Source organism: Amycolatopsis sp. Hca4, assembly GCF_013364075.1.
Lineage (GTDB): Bacteria > Actinomycetota > Actinomycetes > Mycobacteriales > Pseudonocardiaceae > Amycolatopsis.
The window spans coordinates 3,124,628-3,143,522 of the sequence record NZ_CP054925.1 but is presented as its reverse complement, the minus strand read 5'-3'; the positions used below and the strand labels follow the sequence as shown (position 1 = coordinate 3,143,522).

The 18,895-nt window shown below is 71.8% G+C and carries 18 protein-coding genes and 1 pseudogene; 11 read left to right on the top strand and 8 right to left on the bottom strand.

Features of this window, described 5'->3' with window-relative positions; translation table 11 throughout:
* Positions 1 to 16 precede the first annotated feature (16 nt).
* Positions 17 to 2,500 carry a DNA translocase FtsK gene (locus tag HUT10_RS13685; protein WP_176171553.1) on the top strand — a complete coding sequence of 828 codons (2,484 nt, stop codon included), beginning with the start codon at positions 17 to 19 and terminating at the stop codon, positions 2,498 to 2,500.
* Between the two features lie 39 nt (positions 2,501 to 2,539).
* The gene (locus tag HUT10_RS13680; RefSeq protein ID WP_254896862.1) at positions 2,540 to 2,953 is read left to right on the top strand and encodes a hypothetical protein; all 414 of its coding nucleotides are present in this window, start codon (positions 2,540 to 2,542) and stop codon (positions 2,951 to 2,953) included.
* Here HUT10_RS13680 and HUT10_RS13675 read toward each other — a convergent pair.
* The 3 genes from HUT10_RS13675 to HUT10_RS13665 all read right to left on the bottom strand — a co-directional run bounded on the left by HUT10_RS13675 (position 2,946) and on the right by HUT10_RS13665 (position 4,603).
* Entirely contained in the window at positions 2,946 to 3,557 is a 612-nt protein-coding gene (locus tag HUT10_RS13675) for a nitroreductase family protein (RefSeq protein ID WP_176171552.1), read from the bottom strand. The genes HUT10_RS13680 and HUT10_RS13675 overlap by 8 nt on opposite strands.
* A gap of 15 nt (positions 3,558 to 3,572) precedes the next feature.
* Entirely contained in the window at positions 3,573 to 4,007 is a 435-nt protein-coding gene (locus HUT10_RS13670; protein ID WP_176171551.1) for a phospholipase, read from the bottom strand.
* A gap of 86 nt (positions 4,008 to 4,093) precedes the next feature.
* Positions 4,094 to 4,603, bottom strand: coding sequence for an amino-acid N-acetyltransferase (locus HUT10_RS13665; protein WP_176177811.1), 510 nt, complete (start codon positions 4,601 to 4,603; stop codon positions 4,094 to 4,096).
* Positions 4,604 to 4,699: 96 nt separating this feature from the next.
* Here HUT10_RS13665 and rimO point away from each other — a divergent pair, with 96 nt between their 5' ends.
* From rimO to HUT10_RS13630, 7 genes and pseudogenes are all read left to right on the top strand, one after another.
* Positions 4,700 to 6,136, top strand: a complete 1,437-nt coding sequence (gene rimO, locus HUT10_RS13660; protein ID WP_176171550.1) for a 30S ribosomal protein S12 methylthiotransferase RimO — start codon at positions 4,700 to 4,702, stop codon at positions 6,134 to 6,136.
* Positions 6,133 to 6,774 carry a CDP-diacylglycerol--glycerol-3-phosphate 3-phosphatidyltransferase gene (gene pgsA, locus HUT10_RS13655; protein WP_176171549.1) on the top strand — a complete coding sequence of 214 codons (642 nt, stop codon included), beginning with the start codon at positions 6,133 to 6,135 and terminating at the stop codon, positions 6,772 to 6,774. The genes rimO and pgsA overlap by 4 nt, the downstream gene beginning before the upstream one ends.
* Before the next feature lie 2 nt (positions 6,775 to 6,776).
* Positions 6,777 to 7,237, top strand: a pseudogene (locus HUT10_RS13650) (CinA family protein).
* Between the two features lie 99 nt (positions 7,238 to 7,336).
* Positions 7,337 to 7,795, top strand: a complete 459-nt coding sequence (locus tag HUT10_RS13645; protein ID WP_167454979.1) for a helix-turn-helix domain-containing protein — start codon at positions 7,337 to 7,339, stop codon at positions 7,793 to 7,795.
* 291 nt (positions 7,796 to 8,086) lie between these two features.
* A complete protein-coding gene (locus tag HUT10_RS13640; RefSeq protein WP_176171548.1) occupies positions 8,087 to 8,926 on the top strand; it encodes a PspA/IM30 family protein in 840 nt (279 codons plus the stop codon).
* A gap of 23 nt (positions 8,927 to 8,949) precedes the next feature.
* Positions 8,950 to 9,939 (top strand): hypothetical protein, encoded by a 990-nt coding sequence (locus HUT10_RS13635; RefSeq protein WP_176171547.1) that lies wholly within the window; start codon positions 8,950 to 8,952, stop codon positions 9,937 to 9,939.
* A gap of 454 nt (positions 9,940 to 10,393) precedes the next feature.
* The gene (locus HUT10_RS13630; protein WP_176171546.1) at positions 10,394 to 11,800 is read left to right on the top strand and encodes an amidase family protein; all 1,407 of its coding nucleotides are present in this window, start codon (positions 10,394 to 10,396) and stop codon (positions 11,798 to 11,800) included.
* Here the strand turns inward: HUT10_RS13630 and HUT10_RS13625 are convergent.
* The 5 genes from HUT10_RS13625 to HUT10_RS13605 all read right to left on the bottom strand — a co-directional run bounded on the left by HUT10_RS13625 (position 11,772) and on the right by HUT10_RS13605 (position 16,682).
* Positions 11,772 to 12,803: a quinone-dependent dihydroorotate dehydrogenase gene (locus HUT10_RS13625; protein WP_176171545.1), complete on the bottom strand. Its 1,032-nt coding sequence runs from the start codon at positions 12,801 to 12,803 to the stop codon at positions 11,772 to 11,774. The two genes, HUT10_RS13630 and HUT10_RS13625, sit on opposite strands and share 29 nt — an antisense overlap.
* Before the next feature lie 65 nt (positions 12,804 to 12,868).
* On the bottom strand, positions 12,869 to 13,429 hold the full coding sequence (locus tag HUT10_RS13620; RefSeq protein ID WP_176171544.1) for a GNAT family N-acetyltransferase: 561 nt from the start codon (positions 13,427 to 13,429) through the stop codon (positions 12,869 to 12,871).
* Positions 13,430 to 13,795: 366 nt separating this feature from the next.
* Positions 13,796 to 14,842, bottom strand: a complete 1,047-nt coding sequence (gene add, locus HUT10_RS13615) for an adenosine deaminase (RefSeq protein ID WP_176171543.1) — start codon at positions 14,840 to 14,842, stop codon at positions 13,796 to 13,798.
* Between the two features lie 124 nt (positions 14,843 to 14,966).
* On the bottom strand, positions 14,967 to 15,776 hold the full coding sequence (locus HUT10_RS13610; protein WP_176171542.1) for an Fpg/Nei family DNA glycosylase: 810 nt from the start codon (positions 15,774 to 15,776) through the stop codon (positions 14,967 to 14,969).
* A gap of 3 nt (positions 15,777 to 15,779) precedes the next feature.
* Positions 15,780 to 16,682 carry a ParA family protein gene (locus tag HUT10_RS13605; protein WP_176171541.1) on the bottom strand — a complete coding sequence of 301 codons (903 nt, stop codon included), beginning with the start codon at positions 16,680 to 16,682 and terminating at the stop codon, positions 15,780 to 15,782.
* 106 nt (positions 16,683 to 16,788) lie between these two features.
* Here HUT10_RS13605 and HUT10_RS13600 point away from each other — a divergent pair, with 106 nt between their 5' ends.
* On the top strand, positions 16,789 to 17,514 hold the full coding sequence (locus tag HUT10_RS13600; protein ID WP_176171540.1) for a methyltransferase domain-containing protein: 726 nt from the start codon (positions 16,789 to 16,791) through the stop codon (positions 17,512 to 17,514).
* Between the two features lie 79 nt (positions 17,515 to 17,593).
* Positions 17,594 to 18,814, top strand: coding sequence for a DNA polymerase IV (gene dinB / locus HUT10_RS13595; RefSeq protein ID WP_176177810.1), 1,221 nt, complete (start codon positions 17,594 to 17,596; stop codon positions 18,812 to 18,814).
* The last annotated feature ends 81 nt before the right edge of the window (positions 18,815 to 18,895 follow it).

Here is an 18,895-nt window from a genome sequence, read left to right as displayed (position 1 = left end):
GGTTACCGTAAAAGGCATGGCTGGGTCGGCGACGAGGAAGAGAAGCACGGGAAGCGGCGCGAAGGGGGCAGCGGCGCGTAAGCCGCGTACACCTGCGAAGCCCCGTACGTCCGCTCGCAAACCCCCGCCACGCGCCCGCCGCAAGACGCCCGGGATCTTCGGCAAGGGCGTCAGGGGGACCTGGAACCTGCTGGCCAAGGGCCTCGGCACGCTGGCCAGGACGGTCGGCCGCACCCGCGAGCTCGAACCGGAACACCGCCGCGACGGCCTGGCGCTGGGCCTGATCGGCCTGGGCATCGTCGCGGCCGTCGGCGTCTGGTGGCGGGCGGCCGGCCCGATCGGCACCGGGGTGGAGATCGCCACCCGGACCGTCCTCGGCGCCGGGGCCGTCACGCTGCCGCTGGTGCTGGTCGTGGTCGCCGTCGCGCTGATGCGGTCCGAGCCGCACCCGGAGACGCGGCCGCGGATGGTCGTCGGCACGATCATGGTCGTCCTGTCCGTGCTCGGGATGCTGCACATCTTCACGGCGCTGCCCGAGACCAACGACGGCCGGATGTACGCCGGCGGCATCGTCGGCGCGTTCTCCGGCGGCCTGCTCACCATGGGTGTCACGACCTGGGTCGCCGTGCCGCTGCTGATACTCGCCCTGTTCTTCGGGGTGCTCGTGTTCACCGGCACGCCGGTCCGCCAGATCCCGCACCGGCTGCGGAACTGGGGCCTCGACGAGGACGAGATCGCCGAAGCCGAGGCGCAGCGCTCGGGCTTCGCCACCGACGAAGAGAAGGTCACCGACGCCGACCCCAAGGCCGCGCGGCTGCGCAAGCCGTCCCGGCGCCGCCAGTCCAGCGACGCCGAGCCCGAGCAGCTGGACATCGACGCGATGCTGGCCGAGGCGCCGACGCCGATCAAGCCGCCCAAGCCCAAGCCGGTGCCGGAGGTCGTCGAGAAGAAGCCGAAGAAGCCGGTCGAACCGCCGCTCGCGGTCACCCGGACGGTCGAAGGCGACTACCAGCTCCCGCCGCCCGACCTGCTGAAGCTCGGCGACGCGCCGAAGTCCCGCAGCAAGGCCAACGACGCCATGATCGAGGCGATCACCGGCGTGCTGGAGCAGTTCAACGTCGACGCGCAGGTCACCGGCTTCACCCGCGGCCCGACGGTCACCCGCTACGAGGTCGAGCTCGGCCCGGGCGTGAAGGTCGAGAAGATCACCGCGCTGACCAAGAACATCGCCTACGCGGTGGCCACCGACAACGTCCGCCTGCTGGCGCCGATCCCCGGCAAGTCCGCGGTCGGCATCGAGGTGCCGAACTCCGACCGCGAGATGGTTCGCCTCGGCGACGTCCTGCGGGCGCCGTCTACGGTCAAGGACAACCACCCGATGGTGATCGGCCTCGGCAAGGACATCGAGGGCCACTTCGTCACCGCGAACCTGACGAAGATGCCCCACCTGCTGGTCGCCGGTTCCACCGGTTCCGGTAAGTCGAGCTTCGTCAACTCGATGCTGGTGTCGCTGCTCGCGCGCTCGACGCCGGACGAGTGCCGGATGATCCTGATCGACCCGAAGATGGTCGAGCTGACGCCCTACGAGGGCATCCCGCACCTGATCACGCCCATCATCACCCAGCCGAAGAAGGCCGCCGCCGCACTGGCCTGGCTCGTGGAGGAGATGGAGCAGCGCTACCAGGACATGCAGGTCAACAAGGTCCGGCACATCGACGACTACAACAAGAAGGTGCGCTCGGGCGAGATCACCGCGCCGCCGGGGTCCGAGCGCGAGTACCGGCCGTACCCGTACATCATGGCGATCGTCGACGAGCTCGCCGACCTGATGATGACCGCCCCGCGCGACGTCGAGGACGCGATCGTCCGGATCACCCAGAAGGCGCGTGCGGCCGGTATCCACCTGGTCCTGGCGACGCAGCGGCCGTCGGTCGACGTCGTCACCGGCCTGATCAAGACCAACGTGCCCTCGCGGCTGGCCTTCGCGACGTCGTCGCTGACCGACTCGCGGGTCATCCTGGACCAGCCGGGCGCGGAGAAGCTGATCGGCATGGGCGACGCGCTCTACCTGCCGATGGGTGCCGGGAAGCCGGTCCGCATCCAGGGCGCGTTCGTCGGCGACGAAGAGATCGCGGCCGTCGTCAACTACGCCAAGGAGCAGGCGCAGCCGGACTACCAGGACGGCGTCACCGCGGCCAAGGCGGGCGAGAAGAAGGAGATCGACCCGGACATCGGCGACGACCTCGACGTCCTGCTGCAGGCGGCGGAGCTGATCGTGACGTCCCAGTTCGGTTCGACATCGATGCTGCAGCGCAAGCTCCGGGTCGGCTTCGCCAAGGCGGGGCGGCTGATGGACCTGCTGGAGAGCCGCGGGGTGGTGGGCCCGTCGGAGGGCTCGAAGGCCCGGGACGTGCTGATCAAGCCGGAGGAACTGGAGTCGGTCCTGTTCATGATCCGCGGCGGCGGCCCGGTGGACGCGGACGCCGGCGACGACGAGTAGCCGTGCAACCCGGCCCGGGCTCCGTTCCGTCCTGGGTGCGTGGACCTTCAGCGATTCGTAGCCGGACTGTTCGCCTTCGCCGTCGTCACGGTGGGTGCCGGGAGCTCGGTCGCCGCCGGGCAGCCGGTCGCCGGGCCGGCCGTCAGCGCCCCCTCCGGGCAGGAGGTCACGCTGCGGCTGGGGCAGGAGGCCGCCGTGGCGGGGAAGGACCTCACCGTGCGCTTCACGCGGGTGGTCGCCGACTCGCGGTGCCGGCCCGGGATGACCTGCATCTGGCAGGGGGAGGCGACCCTGGCGTTCCTGCTGAAGGAGCCCGGCCGCGGGGAAAGCACCACGGCCGAGCTCCACAGCGGCATCCGCACCGGCCCGCAGGCGACGTCGTTCGCCGCCAGCCGGATCGAGCTGGTCTCGGTGAGCGAGGACGGCGGGGAAGCCACGGTCCGGATCAGCTGAGCGGCGTGCCCCAGTGGTCGAGGTAGGCCACTTCGGACAGCGGGGTGCGCGGCGCGGGCTTGAAGTCCGGCACCGTCGTGTACGCCACCGGCAGCAGCCCGGCCTGCGTGTGACCCTCCGGGATGCCGAGGATCTCCGCCGCCTCCGCCTCGCGGGCCAGGTGGTAGGTCGTCAGCGTCGACCCCAGCCCGCGCGAGCGCAGCGCCAGCTGGAAGTTCCACACCGCAGGGAAGATGCCGCCGTAGAACGCCGCGTCGGTGGCGTTGTCGCAGGCCGGGCGGCCGGCCAGGACCGGGATCACGAACACCGGGACGCGCTCGATCACGTCGATCAGGTGCCGCCCGGACGCCAGGGCCCGCGGCTCGGCGTGCTGCGCCCGCTCGGCGAGGTAGGCCTCGCCGACCTCGCGGAACAGCACGCCGAGCCGGTCCTTCACGCCCTGGTCCCGCACGACCAGCCAGCGCCACGCCTGGACGTTGCCCGGAGTCGGCGCCTGCAGCGCCAGGTTCAGGCACTCCTCGAGGACTTCCGGCTCGACCGGGCGGTCGAGGTCGAGCTTCCGCCGGACCGCGCGGGTGGTGCTGAGCAGGTGATCGATCTCCATGATCACCATCCTGGCTCAGCCGCCGAACTTGCGCACCGCCTCGTAGTACGTCCACGCCGCGCCCTTGCAGGCGATGTTCGACCCGCACACGCTCTTCAGGTCCGTGTACAGGTTGTCGTCGATCTTCAGCCGGTTCGCCTCGGTGAAGCGGCCCTGCTTCTTGTAGTTGCGGTAGCCGAAGTCGTGCCGGTGGCAGCCGGGCAGGAACTTCCAGCCGAACGGGTTGTCCGGGGCCCACGAGCAGCCGTCGGACGACCAGTCGAGCTGGCCGTTGTAGGGCGCGGAGTTCCGGATCGTCTCGAAGTTCGAGAGTGAGGTGCTGAAGAGGTACTGGTCGGTGACCGCCGGGATGTCGACGGCGGCCGCGGTGCCGGTGCCCAGCAGGGCGCCCGCGCCGACAGAAACGGCCACCGTCACGGTGGCCCCCAGGTTCCGCAGTGTCGTGCGCATCGGTTTCCTTGCCGATCGGGGACAAGTGCCCGATCAGCTTCGAGCAGGGCAGTGGCGCACGTCACCGCCCGAAAGGAGGTTTTCACTCACAATTCGAGCAGCATGCGGGAATTTCCCAAGGTGTTCGGCTTGACGTAGGGCAGGTCCAGGAATTCCGCGACGCCGGTGTCGTGCGAGCGCCGCATCTCCTCGTAGACCTCGTGCGACACCGGCGTGCCGTCGATCTCCACGAACCCGTGCCCGGCGAAGAACCCCGTTTCGAAGGTCAGCACGAACAGGCGCTTGAGGCCCAGCTCACGTGCCTCGTCGACCAGCCGGGCGACCAGCACCCGGCCGACCCCCTGGCCGCGGACGGCCTTGTCGACCACGACCGTGCGCAGCTCGGCGATGTCCTCCCAGAGCACGTGCAGCGCGGCCGCGCCGACCACCTCGTCACCCACCTCGGCGACCCAGAACTCCTGGACGTCCTCGTACAGCGTGACCAGGTCCTTCTCCAGCAGGACGCGGCCCGCGTCCGAGTCGACCAGGGCCTTGATCTTGCGGACGTCGGCGATGCGGGCGCGGCGGACGGCCGGGCGGGGCGAGTCGGACAGCACGATCGTCAAGCCTGCCACATCGCCCGTCGTGCGCGGGGACACGACCGGGCTACGCCGTCGTCGGGCCGCCCGGGACCGGCGGCTACCCTGAACGTCGTGCCTTCCCCTGCCGCGGACCCAGCTGCCACCCGACGCGTCTCCCTGCTGACCCTGGGCTGCGCCCGCAACGAGGTCGACTCGGAGGAGCTCGCGGGCCGGCTCGCGGCCGGCGGCTGGGAGCTGGCGGCCGACCCGGAGGACTCCGACGTCGTCGTGGTCAACACCTGCGGCTTCGTCGAGTCGGCCAAAAAGGACTCCGTCGACACGCTGCTCGCCGCGTCCGACACGGGCAAGAAGGTCGTCGCCGTCGGCTGCATGGCCGAGCGGTACGGCCACGAGCTCGCCGACAGCCTCCCCGAGGCCGACGCGGTGCTGGGATTCGACCACTACGCCGACCTCTCGGCCCGGCTCGACGACGTCGTCGCCGGCCGCAAGATCGCCTCGCACACCCCGGGCGACCGCCGCAAGCTGCTGCCGATCAGCCCGGTCGAGCGGCCCGCCGCCGCGGACGCGGTCGAGGTGCCGGGGCACGCCCAGCACGGCTGGGGCCCGCGGGTGCTGCGCACGCGCCTGGACGACTCGCCGGTAGCCGCGCTGAAGATCGCCTCCGGCTGCGACCGGCGCTGCTCGTTCTGCGCGATCCCGTCGTTCCGCGGTTCCTTCGTCTCGCGGCAGCCGGACGAGATCGTCGCCGAAGCGATGTGGCTGGCCGAAAACGGCGTCAAGGAGCTGTTCCTGGTCAGCGAGAACTCGACGTCCTACGGCAAGGACTTCGGCCGCGACGGCGCCACCGCGCTCGAGCGGCTGCTGCCGCGGCTGGCGGAGATCGACGGCATCGAGCGCGTCCGCGTCTCCTACCTGCAGCCGGCCGAGACGCGCCCGCAGCTGGTCAAGGCCATCGCGACCACGCCGGGCGTCGCCGAGTACTTCGACCTGTCCTTCCAGCACTCGAGCGAGCAGGTGCTGCGCCGGATGCGGCGGTTCGGCTCGACCGACTCGTTCCTGGCGCTGTGCGAGCAGATCCGCGAGTACGCGCCCGAGGCGGGCATCCGCACCAACGTGATCGTCGGGTTCCCCGGCGAGACCGAGCACGACCTGAGCGAGCTGGAACGCTTCCTGACCGGCGCGCGCCTCGACGCGGTCGGCGTCTTCGGCTACTCCGACGAGGACGGCACCGAGGCCGAGGGCTTCGACGGCAAGCTCGACGCCGAAGAGGTCGCGAAGCGCGTCACGCGGATCTCCGCGCTGGTCGAGGAGCTGACCGCGCAGCGCGCCGAGGACCGGATCGGCACCTTCGTCGACGTCCTGGTCGAGCTGGACGACGACGGCGAGCTGACCGGCCGCGCCGCCCACCAGGCGCCGGAGGTCGACGGCGAGTGCGTCATCCTCGACGCGCCGGAGAAGGTGCAGGTCGGCGACTTCCTCCGCTGCGAGGTCGTCGACTCCGCCGGCGTGGACCTGATCGTCCGCGCGGCACCGGACGCCGACCGGTGAGTGCGCTCCCCAGCGACGCCGCCGACGAGGGCCTCGCCCACGACGTCCCCGCGCAGGTCCCGGAGCCGACCCCGGTCCCGACGCTCAACGTCGCGAACCTCCTGACGCTCTCGCGCCTGGTCCTGGTGCCGCTGTTCGTGATCGCGCTGTTCGTCGGCGACGGCCACGACACGACCTGGCGGGCGATCGCGACCGGCCTGTTCGCCGTCGCGTCGGCCACCGACCAGCTCGACGGCTGGGTGGCCCGGAAGTTCGGCCTGATCACCGACTTCGGCAAGATCGCCGACCCGATCGCGGACAAGGCGCTGACCGGCGCGGCGCTGGTCGGGCTGAGCGTGCTGGGCGAGCTGGGCTGGTGGGTCACGATCGTCATCGCGGTGCGCGAGATCGGCGTGACGCTGCTGCGGTTCTGGGTGATCCGGCACGGCGTGATCCCGGCCAGCCGCGGCGGGAAGGCGAAGACGATGGCGCAGATCGCCGCGATCGTGGCGTACCTGCTGCCGCTGCCGTCCGGTGCCGACCCGGTGCGGTGGGCGCTGATGGGGCTGGCGCTGGTGCTGACCGTGGTGACCGGCGTCGACTACCTGGTGCGGGCGGTGCGACTGCGTGCGGCCGGGCGCCGGGTCACCGGGAGCTGAGCGTGGACGAAACGGCCCTGGTCGCGGCCCTGACCGCGCGGGGCGAAACGGTGGCGGCGGCCGAGTCGCTGACTGCGGGCCTGGTCTGCGCCACCCTGGCGCGGGTGCCGGGGGCGAGCGCGGTGCTGCGCGGGGACTGGTGGTCTACGCCACCGAGCTGAAGGCGGCGCTGGCCGGCGTCTCCGCGGAGCTGCTGGCCGAGCACGGGGCGGTCCACCCCGAGGTGGCGGCCCAGCTGGCCGAGGGGGCCCGCGACCGGTGCGGCGCCACGTGGGGCCTCGGGCTCACCGGCGTGGCCGGGCCGTCGGCCCAGGACGGCGTCCCGCCGGGCACCGTGCACGTCGGGCTCGCCGGGCCGGGAACGCGTACAGTGCGTAGCCTGGCCTTGAGCGGCGATCGCGACTTGATCAGGACCGAGTCGGTCTTGGCCGCGTTTGCGCTGCTCGGGGAACATTTGGCGTGAAACACGCGTTCGCCCTTGGCGTACGTGCACACCAACTCCTGCGCCCGGGGCGCCGCTCTGGGTAACGTAGGGGGTACTTGTTCGGAAGGGAGGCGCGTGATGACCGTGCTGTTGCGTGAGGCGATCGGTGATCGGCTCCGTCATGCCCGCACCAACCAGCGTCGTACGCTGCGCGACATCTCCCGCGCCGCCAGGGTCAGCCTCGGCTACCTCTCGGAGGTGGAGCGGGGCCAGAAGGAGGCGTCGAGCGAGCTGCTGGCGTCCATCTGCCAGGCTCTGGACCTTCCGCTCGGCGAGCTGCTGCACAACGTGGCGGCGGACGTTTCGGCCCTCGACAACGTCGAGGTCCCACCGGTCGACGAGCGGATCGTGGAAGGCGCGCCCCGGGAGAAGCGGGGCGCCGAGGCGTCGGCAGCGGGCATCGAAGGCGGCCGCCTGATGTCCGAGCTGATCGGGAACGACCTCGCCGACCTGCGGGTTTCCCCGGCGCCGCGGATGAACACGACGTTGCGGACGACGATCGGCCAGCCCAAGCTGGCCTCGACCATCGCTGCATAAGGGAGTATTGCGCCGACGGCCCCGGGCACCGAGCCCGGGGCCGTCGGCGTCCCCGCGCCACCCTCGATTTCCGTCGCCGGCCCCGGGCAACCCGCCCGGGGCCGTCCGCGTTGTCTACGGGTAGTGATCGGGGGGATCCCTGAATTCGGCCGGGTCGCCTGGAACGGACGTGGCCGACCTGACACGATGGAACCCGACGCCGGGGTTGGTGCGTTGAACTGTCAGCAGGGGAGCGACGCCCCACACCCCGAGTACCTAGGCCCGTGGGACGCAAGAAGGCAGGCGGAGGAGATGGCCAACCCGTTCGTGAAGTTCTGGAAGTACATGATGGCGGCGTTCTCGTCGAAGATCGACGAGCACGCCGACCCGAAGGTACAGATCCAGCAGGCCATCGAGGAGGCGCAGCGCAACCACCAGGCGCTGACGCAGCAGGCCGCCTCCGTGATCGGCAACCAGCGGCAGCTGGAGATGAAGCTCAACCGGCAGCTCGGCGAGGTCGAGAAGCTGCAGGCCTCGACCCGGCAGGCGCTGGTCCTCGCGGACGAGGCGCGCGCCAAGGGCGACGAGCAGAAGGCGACCGAGTTCGAGAACGCCGCGGAAAGCTTCGCGACGCAGCTCGTCACGGCCGAGCAGAGCATCGAGGACCTGAAGACGCTGCACGACCAGTCGCTGCAGGCCGCGGCCCAGGCCAAGAAGGCCGTGGAACGCAACTCGCAGATGCTGCAGCAGAAGCTGGCCGAGCGCACCAAGCTGCTCTCGCAGCTGGAGCAGGCGAAGATGCAGGAGCAGGTCTCCGCTTCGCTCAACCAGATGAGCCAGCTGGCCGCGCCGGGCAACACGCCGTCGCTGGAAGAGGTCCGCGACAAGATCGAGAAGCGCTACACCACGGCGCTGGGCTCGGCGGAGCTCGCCCAGAACTCGGTCCAGGGTCGCATGATGGAGGTCCAGGCCTCCACCACGCAGCTGGCAGGCCAGTCGCGGCTGCAGCAGATCCGCGCGTCGATGCACGGCGACTCGGTCGCCCAGGTCACCGACGGCGGCAAGGCGGCCCCGGCGTCGACCAGCCAGTCCGACATCCAGCGGGAAATCCAGGCGCGCGTGCAGGCCGAGCAGGGCAAGAACCCGGCCTGACGACGCCGAAGGGGGCGAGCACCATGGCGCAGCAGGGCGGCAGACGCCGTGACTTCAGCGAGCTGAGCGCGAAGCTGGAGAAGCACATCGAGAAGCTGCCCGACTACGCGGTGCGCGCCCAGGAGAAGCTCCAGAAGGTGCAGAAGTACTTCCCGCCGGCCGACCAGGCCGGCGGGAAGCCTGCACCGCAGCGCCCGAACCCGCTGCAACGGCCGCCGGTCCGGCGGCCCGACATGACGGCCTCGCTGTCGTCCATGGCCAGCCAGGTCCCCGCGTTCGCCGAGGCGCGCGCCAAGTGGGATCGCTGGAACCACCCGGCCGCGAAGCTCGAACGCCGCAAGCGCCGGACGTCGAAGGCGCTGACGCTGTGGATCATCCTGACGATCCTGTGCGGCGTCGTCACCGTGGCGGCCGCGCTGGGCTGGATCAGCCCGACCCACGCCGCGATGATGCCGCAGGCGATCACCGCGTTCGCCGGGGTCGTCATCTTCGGCACCTTCAGCGTCCGGTCCGGGCTGAAGCTGCGTGACCTCAAGCGCACCCCGATCCCGGCGGCCCCGGCCGGCCCGCCGCCGCTGCCGCCCGCCCGCTCGGCGGCCCGCGAGCCGATGGAGCGCCTCGCCGAGTGCGAAGCCTCGCTGGGCGAGCTGCTGCGCCAGCTCTCGGTGCCGTCCTCGCTGGGCGCGCCCCCGGTCTCGGAGGTCTCGGTCGCCGACGCCCGCCAGACGGCCACCGAAGCGGCGGCCGCGTTGCGCGGCCTGGCCGCCCGCATCCAGGCGATCGAGCGCGGCCGCGACTCCGCGCCGGCCCGCGAGAAGCCGGCCCTGGACGCAGCGGTGGCCAAGCTCCGCGACCAGCTCGACGACGGCCTCGAGGGCTACCGCGGCCTGGTCGCCGCGGCCGGCCACACGGTCGCCGCGGCCGGCGACGGCCTGGTGACGTCCAAGCAGGCCCTCACCGACGCCACCGACCGCCTGGCCGGCCTCGCCCTCGCCCTCCGCGAACTCTCCTGAGCCCGCCCGCGTGATCCCCACCGGATCCCGCGTGATCAGAGCCGGAACTCGCGTGACTGGCGGCGGATCCCGCGTGATCGGACCCGGTACGGCCCGGATCACGCGAGTTACGGCCTCCAGCACGCCGGATCCGGCCTCCGTCACGCGAATTCGGGGGTTGCTGGGCCGTTCGGATCTCAAACTCGGCCGTTCGAGTGCCGCCGGATGGGGGAGGCGGGGGTTCGTCACCCGGCGTGCGTGATCGTGCGTTTCACCCCGGCGTCGCGCCCTGTTCACCTTCCGGTGCCGAAACCCGCGCGTAATCGGAAACTGATGGCGACGGAAACGTCCACGCCCTAACGTTTCTGTCATGCATGCAGAGGTGTCACTCGCCGGGAGGCCCGCCGTGCACTGAGGATCGCCGGCGCCGACCGTACACAGTGGACTTTCTCGACCGCCGAGGAAAGGACGCCCCGTGAACACGCTCCCGCCGGATCCGGACCCCGTGCCGATCACCCCGCCCACCGCCTCCCAGCGCGTCATCGCGGCCTTCGAACGCCTCACCGAGGCCGGCCGCCCCGAACTCTGGACCACCCTCCGCGCGGTCGAAGACGTCCTCGTCGACGCCAAGGCCGTCGACGAACGCGTCAAAGCAGGCGAGGACCTGCCGCTGGCCGGCACGGTCGTCGCCGTCCAGGACCTGATCGACGTCGCGAAGCAGCCCTCCGGCCGCAGCGTCCCGGAAACGAGCGCTCCCGTCGTCGCCCGGCTCACGTCCGCCGGCGCCGTCGTGCTCGGCAAGACCGGCGCCGCCATGCTCTCCGGCGCCTGGGACCGCACCAAGGCCGGCGGCAACGGTGCCGCGGTCGCCGTCGCGCTCGGCGTCGTCGACTTGGCGCTGAGCACGGGCGGCGCGGTCCCGGCGGCGCTGAACGCCGTCGCCGCGGTGAAGCCGACGCGTGGCCTGCTGCCCGCCGCCGACAACGTCTCCGTGTACGCGAACGGCCTGGTCGCGGCCCACCGTGCGCTCACCCTGATGACCGGCGGCGAGCGGTCATGGCCCGCCGACGTCCGCCTCGGCGCCGGCGAGCACCCGCGGATCGCCTACCCCGCCGACCTGCCCCTCGGCGAAGCGGCGGGCCTCGCGCTCAAGGCCGTCGTCGCCCGGCTGACCGCGGCCGGCGCCGTGCTCACCCCGGTCCCGGTCGCCGAGCAGGGTTTCGACGGCTTCGACGCCCTGATCGTCCCGACCGTCCCGGAGCAGCCGGGAATCGCCGAAGCGCTGGCCGACCCGGCCGGCGTCGGCCACCGCCTGGCCTCGTGCACGGCCTTCGCGAACCTCCTCGACGTGGCCACGGTGACCGTCCCGGTGCTGCCGGGCGACCGCCGCCCGTTCGGCGTCACCTTCCTGACGCGGGCGTTCGAAGACCAGATCGCCCTCGACCTGGCGACCGTCTGCACGGACGAGCCGATGACGCCCTACCCGGAGCCGGGCGAGGACGTCGTCGTGTTCGGTGCCCACCTGCGCGGCCAGCCGCTCAACGCCGACCTCACCGCCCTCGGCGCCCGGTTCAGCGGACCGGTCCGGACCACCGAGGGCTACCGGATGGTGCTCCTGGACACCGCGCCACCGCAGCCGGGTGTCGTCGAAGGCGCCACGGTCCTCGACGGCGAACGCTGGCGGCTGTCCCCGGCCGCGTTCGAACGGTTCGCCGCCACGCTGAAGGAGCCGTTCGTGCTCGACCGTGTCGTGCTCGACGACGGCACCGCGCCCCTGGCCGTCCGGTGCCTGGCGGCGGAAGGACCCGGTCTGGACCGCTACGAGTCCTGGCGCGGGTATGTCCGCTTCGCGTCTACCGCCGGGCTGCGAGACGCCGGCTGACGCGGCGCACCAGACCCGGCCCGTGCAAAGCGAAGCCCGTGTAGAGCTGCACGAGCGACGCGCCGGCGTCGACGAGCCGGACGGCGTCGTCCGGGCTCGTGATCCCGCCGACGCCGATGATCGGCAGGCTCCCGCCGGTGTGGTCGTGCACGAACCGCACGACCTCGGCCGCGCGGGTGGTCAGCGGCCGGCCGGACAGTCCTCCCGCCTGTCCGGCCAGGCCGCTCTCCGCGGGCGCGACCCCCTCGCGGGACAGGGTCGTGTTCGTGGCGATGATCCCGGCGACACCGTGCTCGAGCGCGACCTCCAGCAGCTCGGCCAGGGCGTCGTCGGTCAGGTCGGGCGCGACCTTCACCAGCACCGGCGTCGGGCTGCCGGTGCCGGCCAGCTCGGCCGACGTCGTGCGCAGCTCGCCGAGCAGCTCGGCGAGTGCGGTGCGGTCCTGCAGCTGCCGCAGCCCCGGCGTGTTCGGCGAGCTGACGTTGATCGCGAAGTAGTCCGCGTACGGGTGCAGCGCGCGCAGCGAGAACCGGTAGTCCTCCACGGCGTCCTCGAGCGGCGTGACCTTCGACTTGCCGATGCTGATCCCCAGCGGCACACCCGGTTTGCCGTCGCGGGCGAGCTTGGCGGCGAGGGCTTCCGCACCGTCGTTGTTGAAGCCCATGCGGTTGATGATCGCGTCGCTGGCGGGCAGGGTGAACAGCCGCGGCTTCGGGTTGCCCGGCTGCGCCAGCCGCGTCACCGTGCCGACCTCGACGAACCCGAAGCCCAGCGCGGCCCACGCCGGCAGCGCGCGGCCGTTCTTGTCCATCCCGGCGGCCAGGCCGACGCGGTTGGGGAACCGCAGGCCCAGCACGGTCACGGGGTCGTCGACGCGCAGGACGCCGCCGGGCGCGAACTTGCCGAGCCGGGCCAGTACGCCGATCGTGCGCTCGTGCACCAGCTCGGGATCGTGGTAGGACAGCCGGTACAGCGCCGGGCGGACGATCTTGTCGAAGAACACGCCCCTATGCTGCCAAATCGGCCGGGAGCCGCGACCCGAGCGTCACGCCGGAGTGAAGGCCGACACTAATCGCGGTCCTTCCACTCGTCCTCGAGCATCGCGTAGATCAGCTCGTCGGTCCACTCGCCCTTGACGATCTCGTTTTCCCTGAGGTGCGCCTCCCGGCGCATGCCGAGGCGTTCCATCAGCGCGGCGGACGCGGTGTTCCGGCCGTCGCAGCGGCCGATGATGCGGTGCAGCCCCAGGTCTTCGAAGCCCAGCCGCAGCAGCTCGGTGGTCGCCTCGGCGGCCAGGCCCTTGCCGTGGTGGTCCGGGTGGAAGACGAACCCGATTTCGCCCTGGCGGTGTTCGCTGCTCAGCCACTCGAGGTTCAGGTCGCCGATCAGCTGTCCGGTCGCGGCCAGCTCGACCGCCACGGCCAGGAACTGCCCTTCCTTCGTCAACGTCGAGCTGTGGACGCGTTTCGCGAGCGCCGCGGCCGACTCGGCGCGGCTGCGCGGGCCCCAGTAGAGGTACCGGGCGACGTCGGCGCGGGACTGGAAGGAGTTCAGCGCGTCGAGGTCCCCGGGCGTGAACGGGCGCAGGAGCAGCCGAGCCGTGGTGATCGGGTAGTCGGGCCGGAGCATGCGTCCAGGCTAGCGAGCTTCAGCCGTCTGGGGGACAGAACACCGAAACCCTGATCGCCGGGCGGTCGTCCTGCCACGCCGGGTGGCATGACCTGCACAGATGAGCAGAATGAAGGGACCCCGGGGTGGCTCTCAGACGCCGTCAAACGTCTGAGCCCGAGCCGGACTGGTGCTCGGAAACCCCGGGGGCACGGTGACTGCCTGGTATTCGCTATCAGGCACCACGTGAAGCAGGCGATGAGCCGAAGGTGGCTCGGTTGTATCGCTGCTCAAAGTCCTTCACGTGCCATCCGCTAGCGGACAGCCACCTCACGAGTCCTGTTGGAATACAACTTAGGACCACCTCCTTTCTCGTGTACTGCCACGCTAGGTGAAGTCCGCGGTGTCGTGCAACGTCATTTGTGTGATCTCGCCCCGCAGGACGGCTTTCCGCTGCTCACCGAGGAAGGACGCGTCGACGGCGTTCTCCGCGAGCCGGGCCAGTTCGGCCGCGGTGAGCCCCAGCGCCTCGGCCACGGCGACGTACTCGCCGGTGAGCGTGGCGCCGAACATCGGCGGGTCGTCGGTGTTGAGCGTCACCACGACACCGTGGTCCAGCATGCGCCGCACCGGGTGCGCGGCGATGTCCGGGACCTGCCCGGTGCGCACGTTCGACGTCGGGCACACCTCCAGCGGGATCCGGTGCGCCGCAAGGTGTTCCAGCAGCGCCGGGTCGGCCGCGCAGCTGGTGCCGTGACCGATCCGCTCGGCGCCGAGGTCGTGCAGCGCGGACCAGATGGTGGCCGGCCCGGTGGTCTCCCCGGCGTGCGGGACGCTGTGCAACCCGGCTTCGCGCGCCCGGGTGAAGAACGGCTCGAACTGCGCGCGCCCGACGCCGAGTTCGGGGCCGCCGAGCCCGAACGACACCAGGCCCTCGGGGCGTTCGCGGAGCGCGAACACCAGCGTCTCCTGCCCGGCCCGGACGCCCTTTTCGCCCGGGATGTCGAAGCACCAGGCCAGTTCCACGCCCAGTTCGGCGGCGCGGGCCCGGCCGGTTTCCAGGCCGGTCAGCAGGTCGTCGCCGGACATGCCGTCGAGCAGGTGGTTGTACGGCGTCACGGTCACTTCGGCGTAGCGGCAGTTGTGCGCGGCGAGATCCGCCGCCAACCCCGTGACGAGGGTGTGGATGTCGTGGCGGTCGCGCACCAGCGAGGTGACCGCGAGGTACACGGTGAGGAAGTGGGCGAAGTCGCGGAAGGTGAAGAACTCGGCGAGCGCGCGCTCGTCGGTGGGGACACCGGCGGACGGGCGGCGCCGGGCCAGTGCGAGCACGGTCGGCAGGCTCGCCGAGCCGACGAGGTGGACGTGCAGTTCGACCTTGGGCAGGGCGTGCGCGAACGCGCGCAGCGCCTGCCCGGTCAGGATTCCGGGCATGGCAAAGCTCCCTGGGGTGTTCGGCGAAGGTGACGGAGGAGCGCGCGCGGCTCAGGGAGCGAGGTCGCCGCGTTCGGTGTCGGCCCCGTAGAGCGGGAGCTTGAACGTCGTCACGCCGCACAGCCTACTGCGGCGGGTAGGTGCCTGTCTGGTCCTTCGGGCAGAACCACGTCGGCCGCCGCTGGACGTCGTGGCCCTGCGTGCGGACCAGGACCTTGCCGCCGCAGCGGAAGCAGCCCTGGCGGGTGCGCTCGTAGACCCAGTTCTTGCGGTTGCGGTCGAGGTGGCCGGTGGTGCTCTGCTCGAAGCGCCCGGCGATGGCGTTGGCCAGCAGCAGCCTGCGGGCCAGCGCGACCGTCCGTTCGGCGTCCACTTCGGACACCGGCGTCCACGGCGTCACCCCGAGCAGGAACGCGATTTCGCACTTGTAGAGGTTCCCGACCCCCGCCATCAGCCGCTGGTCGAGCAGGGCGAGGCCGAGCTCCCGCGCCGGATCGGCGGTGAGGTTGGCGACCGCCTGCTTCCGGTGGTCGTCCGTCCACTTCGGATCCAGCAGGTCCGGGCCGAGGTGGGCGACGAGGTCGTGCTCCTTGCTCGTGGCCACGAGTTTCAGGTCGTGGACGCGGAAGCCGATGGCCTGGGTGTCGGCCGCGGCGAGGATCACGCGGGCGTGGTGGCCGGGCCGCCGCCACTTCGCGCCGGCCGGGTAGACGTCCCACATCCCGTCCATCAGCAGGTGCGAATGCAGCGTCAGGTCGCCGGAGAAGCGGGTGAACAGGTGCTTGCCGACCGTCCCGACGCCGAGCACGTCGCGCCCGGCGAGGTCCACAGTGGCCAGCTGGGGTACGCGGAACTCGCCGCGCAGCAACGTCTTCCCGGCCATGGCCTTGGCGAAGCGGCGGGCGACCAGGAAGACGGTGTCACCTTCGGGCACGGCTCACCCCGTGGATTCCGACACCTCGGCCGGCGTGTCGGGCGCTTCGGGTGTCTCCGGGGCCGGGCCCTCGGGCCAGTCCGGGCCTTCGGGCTCCTCGCCGGCGATGCGGTGGCGGCCCGCCCGGTTGGAGCGCAGGATCTTCGCCAGCACCATGTTGAACGTCAGCGCGATTTCCTGGGCGCCCGGCGAGTGCCACTCGTGGATCGGGCTGCACGCGCCCTGCGCCTGCTGCACCGCGAGCCGGTCGGTGATCGCCGTCGGCATCACCAGCGAGCCGAAGTTCTCGCGCAGCTCGGCGATCCGGAACTGGTGTTCGTAGGAGCGCACGCGCAGCTTGTTGACCAGGACGCCGATCGGGCGCAGGTCCGGGTTGAGCTCCTTGCGGATCTTCTCGATCGCCTCCAGGGCGCGGCCCGCGCCGGCCACGGCGTACATCGTCGGCTCGGTGACGATCAGCGCGCTGTCCGCGGCGACCAGCGCCGATTTCGTCAGGCGGCCCAGCGACGGCGGGCAGTCGAGGATCACCAGCTCGTACGGCGTTTCCCGCAGCGGCGTGCGGTGCAGCTCGTCCAGCGCGCGCGAGAAGTTCGCCAGGCGCTCGCTGTCGGCCTCCGGGTCGTTGAGCAGCTCCAGCTCTTCGGCGCCGACGAGGACGTCGACGTCTTCGCTCCAGACGCTCGGCGCGATCGCGCGTTCCAGCATCTCCCGGGTCGGGGTCTCGAGCACGTCCGCGAGGGTGGCGTCGGTCAAGGGCGGGTCGAGCGAGGTGGTGGCGTTGCCCTGCGGGTCGAGGTCGACCACCAGCGTCCGCGTGCCCCTACGCAAGGCGGCGGACGCGATACCGAGAGCGACCGTCGTCTTGCCGACGCCTCCCTTGAGGCTGAGTACGGCGACCGTGTGCACGTTCACCAGCCTACGGGTGCGGGCTCCCGGTGCCGCCGGGCAAGGGCCGTTCACTCGAAGGGAGGAGGCCGGGAGGCGGGCCGGGGCGGGCACTACCCTGTGCGACATGAAGACGGAGACCGTGGCCGCCCGGGGTTCGGGTGCCGTCCGCCGGGTGCTCGAGGCCGAGATCGAGGCCGCACGCGCCCGGGGCGCCGAGCACCCGCGCGTCGTCGACGTGGGTGGCGGCAGCGGCGGCTGGGCGGTGCCGTTCGCGGCGGCGGGCTGCCGGGTGACGGTCGTCGAGCCGAGCCCGAACGCGCTGGCCACGCTGCAGCGGCGGGCCGAGGAGGTGGGCGTCTCCGAGCTGATCACGGTGATCGCGGACGACTCCGACGCGCTCGGGCGGCACGTCGAGGCCGGCTCGGCCGACCTGGTGCTGGCCCACGGGCTGCTGGAGATCGTCGACGACCCGGCCGTGGTGCTCGCGGCGCTGGCCACGGCGGTCGCGCCGGGTGGCGCGGTGTCGGTGCTGGTCGCGAACCGGCACGCGGCGGTGTTCCACCGGGCGCTGGCGGGGCGGGTCGGCGAGGCGCGGCAGCTGCTCGAGAGCGCCGACGGGGTCGTCCCCGGAGACACGGTGCTGCGCCGGTTCACCGCGGCCGGCCTGCAGGCCGGCCTGGAGGCCGCCGGCCTGGAAGTGACCCTGCTGCAGGGCGAGCGGGTGATCTCGGACCTGGTGTCCGGCGACGTGCGTGACGACGAGCTGGCGGAGTTCGAGCGGGTGGCGGCGGCGACGCCGGCGCTGCGGGAGGTCGCCGGCCGGCTGCACGCGGTGGCGCGTCCAGCCTGACCTGCTTCTTGCCCGAAACTGTCGGTGGTGGCCGGTAGCGTCCTGGGGTGTGGGACGAAATGCCGAGTTGCCGGGCGGGATGGGCCGGTTCCGGGTCCGGCCGGGTGAGCCGGTGCCGGACGACACCGGGTGCGGGCTGCTGCACGTCGACATGGATGCGTTCTTCGTGTCGGTGGAGCTGCGGACCCGGCCCGAGCTGGCGGACAAGCCGGTCGTGGTGTCCGGGGGCGGGCCGCGGGCCGTCGTGGCCGCGGCGAACTACCCGGCGCGGAAGTTCGGCGTGCGCTCGGCCATGCCGTTCTCCACGGCGAAGCGGCTGTGCCCGCAGCTGATCAACATCCCGCCGACGTCCGGGCTGTACGGCTCGGTCTCCCGCGGGGTGATGGGGATCTTCCGGGAGCTGACCCCGCTGGTCGAGCCGCTGAGCCTGGACGAGGCGTTCCTGGACGTCAGCGGGGCCCTGCGGCGGCTGGGGGCCACGCCGGCTTCGCTGGGTGCGGAGATCCGCGCGCGGGTCGCGGCCGAACACGGGATCACCTGTTCGGTGGGGGTGGCGAAGGTCAAGTTCGTCGCGAAACTGGCTTCGGGGATGGCGAAGCCGGACGGCATGGTCGTGGTGCCGGCGGCGGAGACCCTGGCGTTCCTGCACCCGCTGCCGGTGTCGGCGCTGTGGGGCGTCGGCGCGCGGACCGAGGAGCACCTGCGGCGGCTGGGCCTGGACACGATCGCCGACGTCGCCGCGTTCCCGCCGGAGCGGCTGAAGAAGTCACTCGGGGTGGCGGTCGGCGAGCACCTGTACCGGCTGGCGCACGGGGTGGACGAGCGGTCGGTGGTGGTCGATTCGCCGGAGAAGTCGATCGGGGCGGAGCACACGTTCGACGTCGACCAGCATTCCCGGGCTGCGTTGGGGCTGGAGCTGCTGCGGTTGTCTTCGCGGGTCGGGGCGACGTTGCGGGAGCGGGGTGTGCGCGGCCGGACGGTGTCGATCAAGGTGCGGTTCGCGGACTTCCGGACGATCACCCGGGCTCGCACGCTGGTCTCACCGACGGACGTGGCGCGGGAGATCCACGCGGTGGCCGTGGCTTTGCTCACCGAGCACGCGCCGACCGGGGCCGTCCGGTTGATCGGCGTCCGGGTCGAAGGGCTGGACACGGGCGAGGCGGGGGAGCAGCTGGTGTTCGACTCCCCGGCCCCGCGCTGGCGGGACGCGGAGGTGGCGGCCGACGTCGCCCGCTCGAAGTTCGGCTCGGCCGCGGTGCGGCCGGCGTCACTGCTCGGACCCCGGGAAAACGGACGGTGATCTACGGCTTGGTGACGTTCCCCCACAACGGCGGTGAGGCGGCAAAATGGTCACGATCGGCAACGGTGACCGTCCGCAACG

Excerpts from the sequence above, each read along its gene's own strand:
- HUT10_RS13685 (WP_176171553.1), top strand. The coding sequence starts at position 17 with ATGGCTGGGTCGGCGACGAGGAAGAGAAGCACGGGAAGCGGCGCGAAG.
- HUT10_RS13675 (WP_176171552.1), bottom strand. The coding sequence starts at position 3,557 with ATGGAGATCGATCACCTGCTCAGCACCACCCGCGCGGTCCGGCGGAAG.
- HUT10_RS13670 (WP_176171551.1), bottom strand. The coding sequence starts at position 4,007 with ATGCGCACGACACTGCGGAACCTGGGGGCCACCGTGACGGTGGCCGTT.
- HUT10_RS13645 (WP_167454979.1), top strand. The coding sequence starts at position 7,337 with ATGACCGTGCTGTTGCGTGAGGCGATCGGTGATCGGCTCCGTCATGCC.
- HUT10_RS13640 (WP_176171548.1), top strand. The coding sequence starts at position 8,087 with ATGGCCAACCCGTTCGTGAAGTTCTGGAAGTACATGATGGCGGCGTTC.
- HUT10_RS13635 (WP_176171547.1), top strand. The coding sequence starts at position 8,950 with ATGGCGCAGCAGGGCGGCAGACGCCGTGACTTCAGCGAGCTGAGCGCG.
- HUT10_RS13620 (WP_176171544.1), bottom strand. The coding sequence starts at position 13,429 with ATGCTCCGGCCCGACTACCCGATCACCACGGCTCGGCTGCTCCTGCGC.
- add (WP_176171543.1), bottom strand. The coding sequence starts at position 14,842 with ATGCCCGGAATCCTGACCGGGCAGGCGCTGCGCGCGTTCGCGCACGCC.
- HUT10_RS13600 (WP_176171540.1), top strand. The coding sequence starts at position 16,789 with ATGAAGACGGAGACCGTGGCCGCCCGGGGTTCGGGTGCCGTCCGCCGG.
- dinB (WP_176177810.1), top strand. The coding sequence starts at position 17,594 with ATGGGCCGGTTCCGGGTCCGGCCGGGTGAGCCGGTGCCGGACGACACC.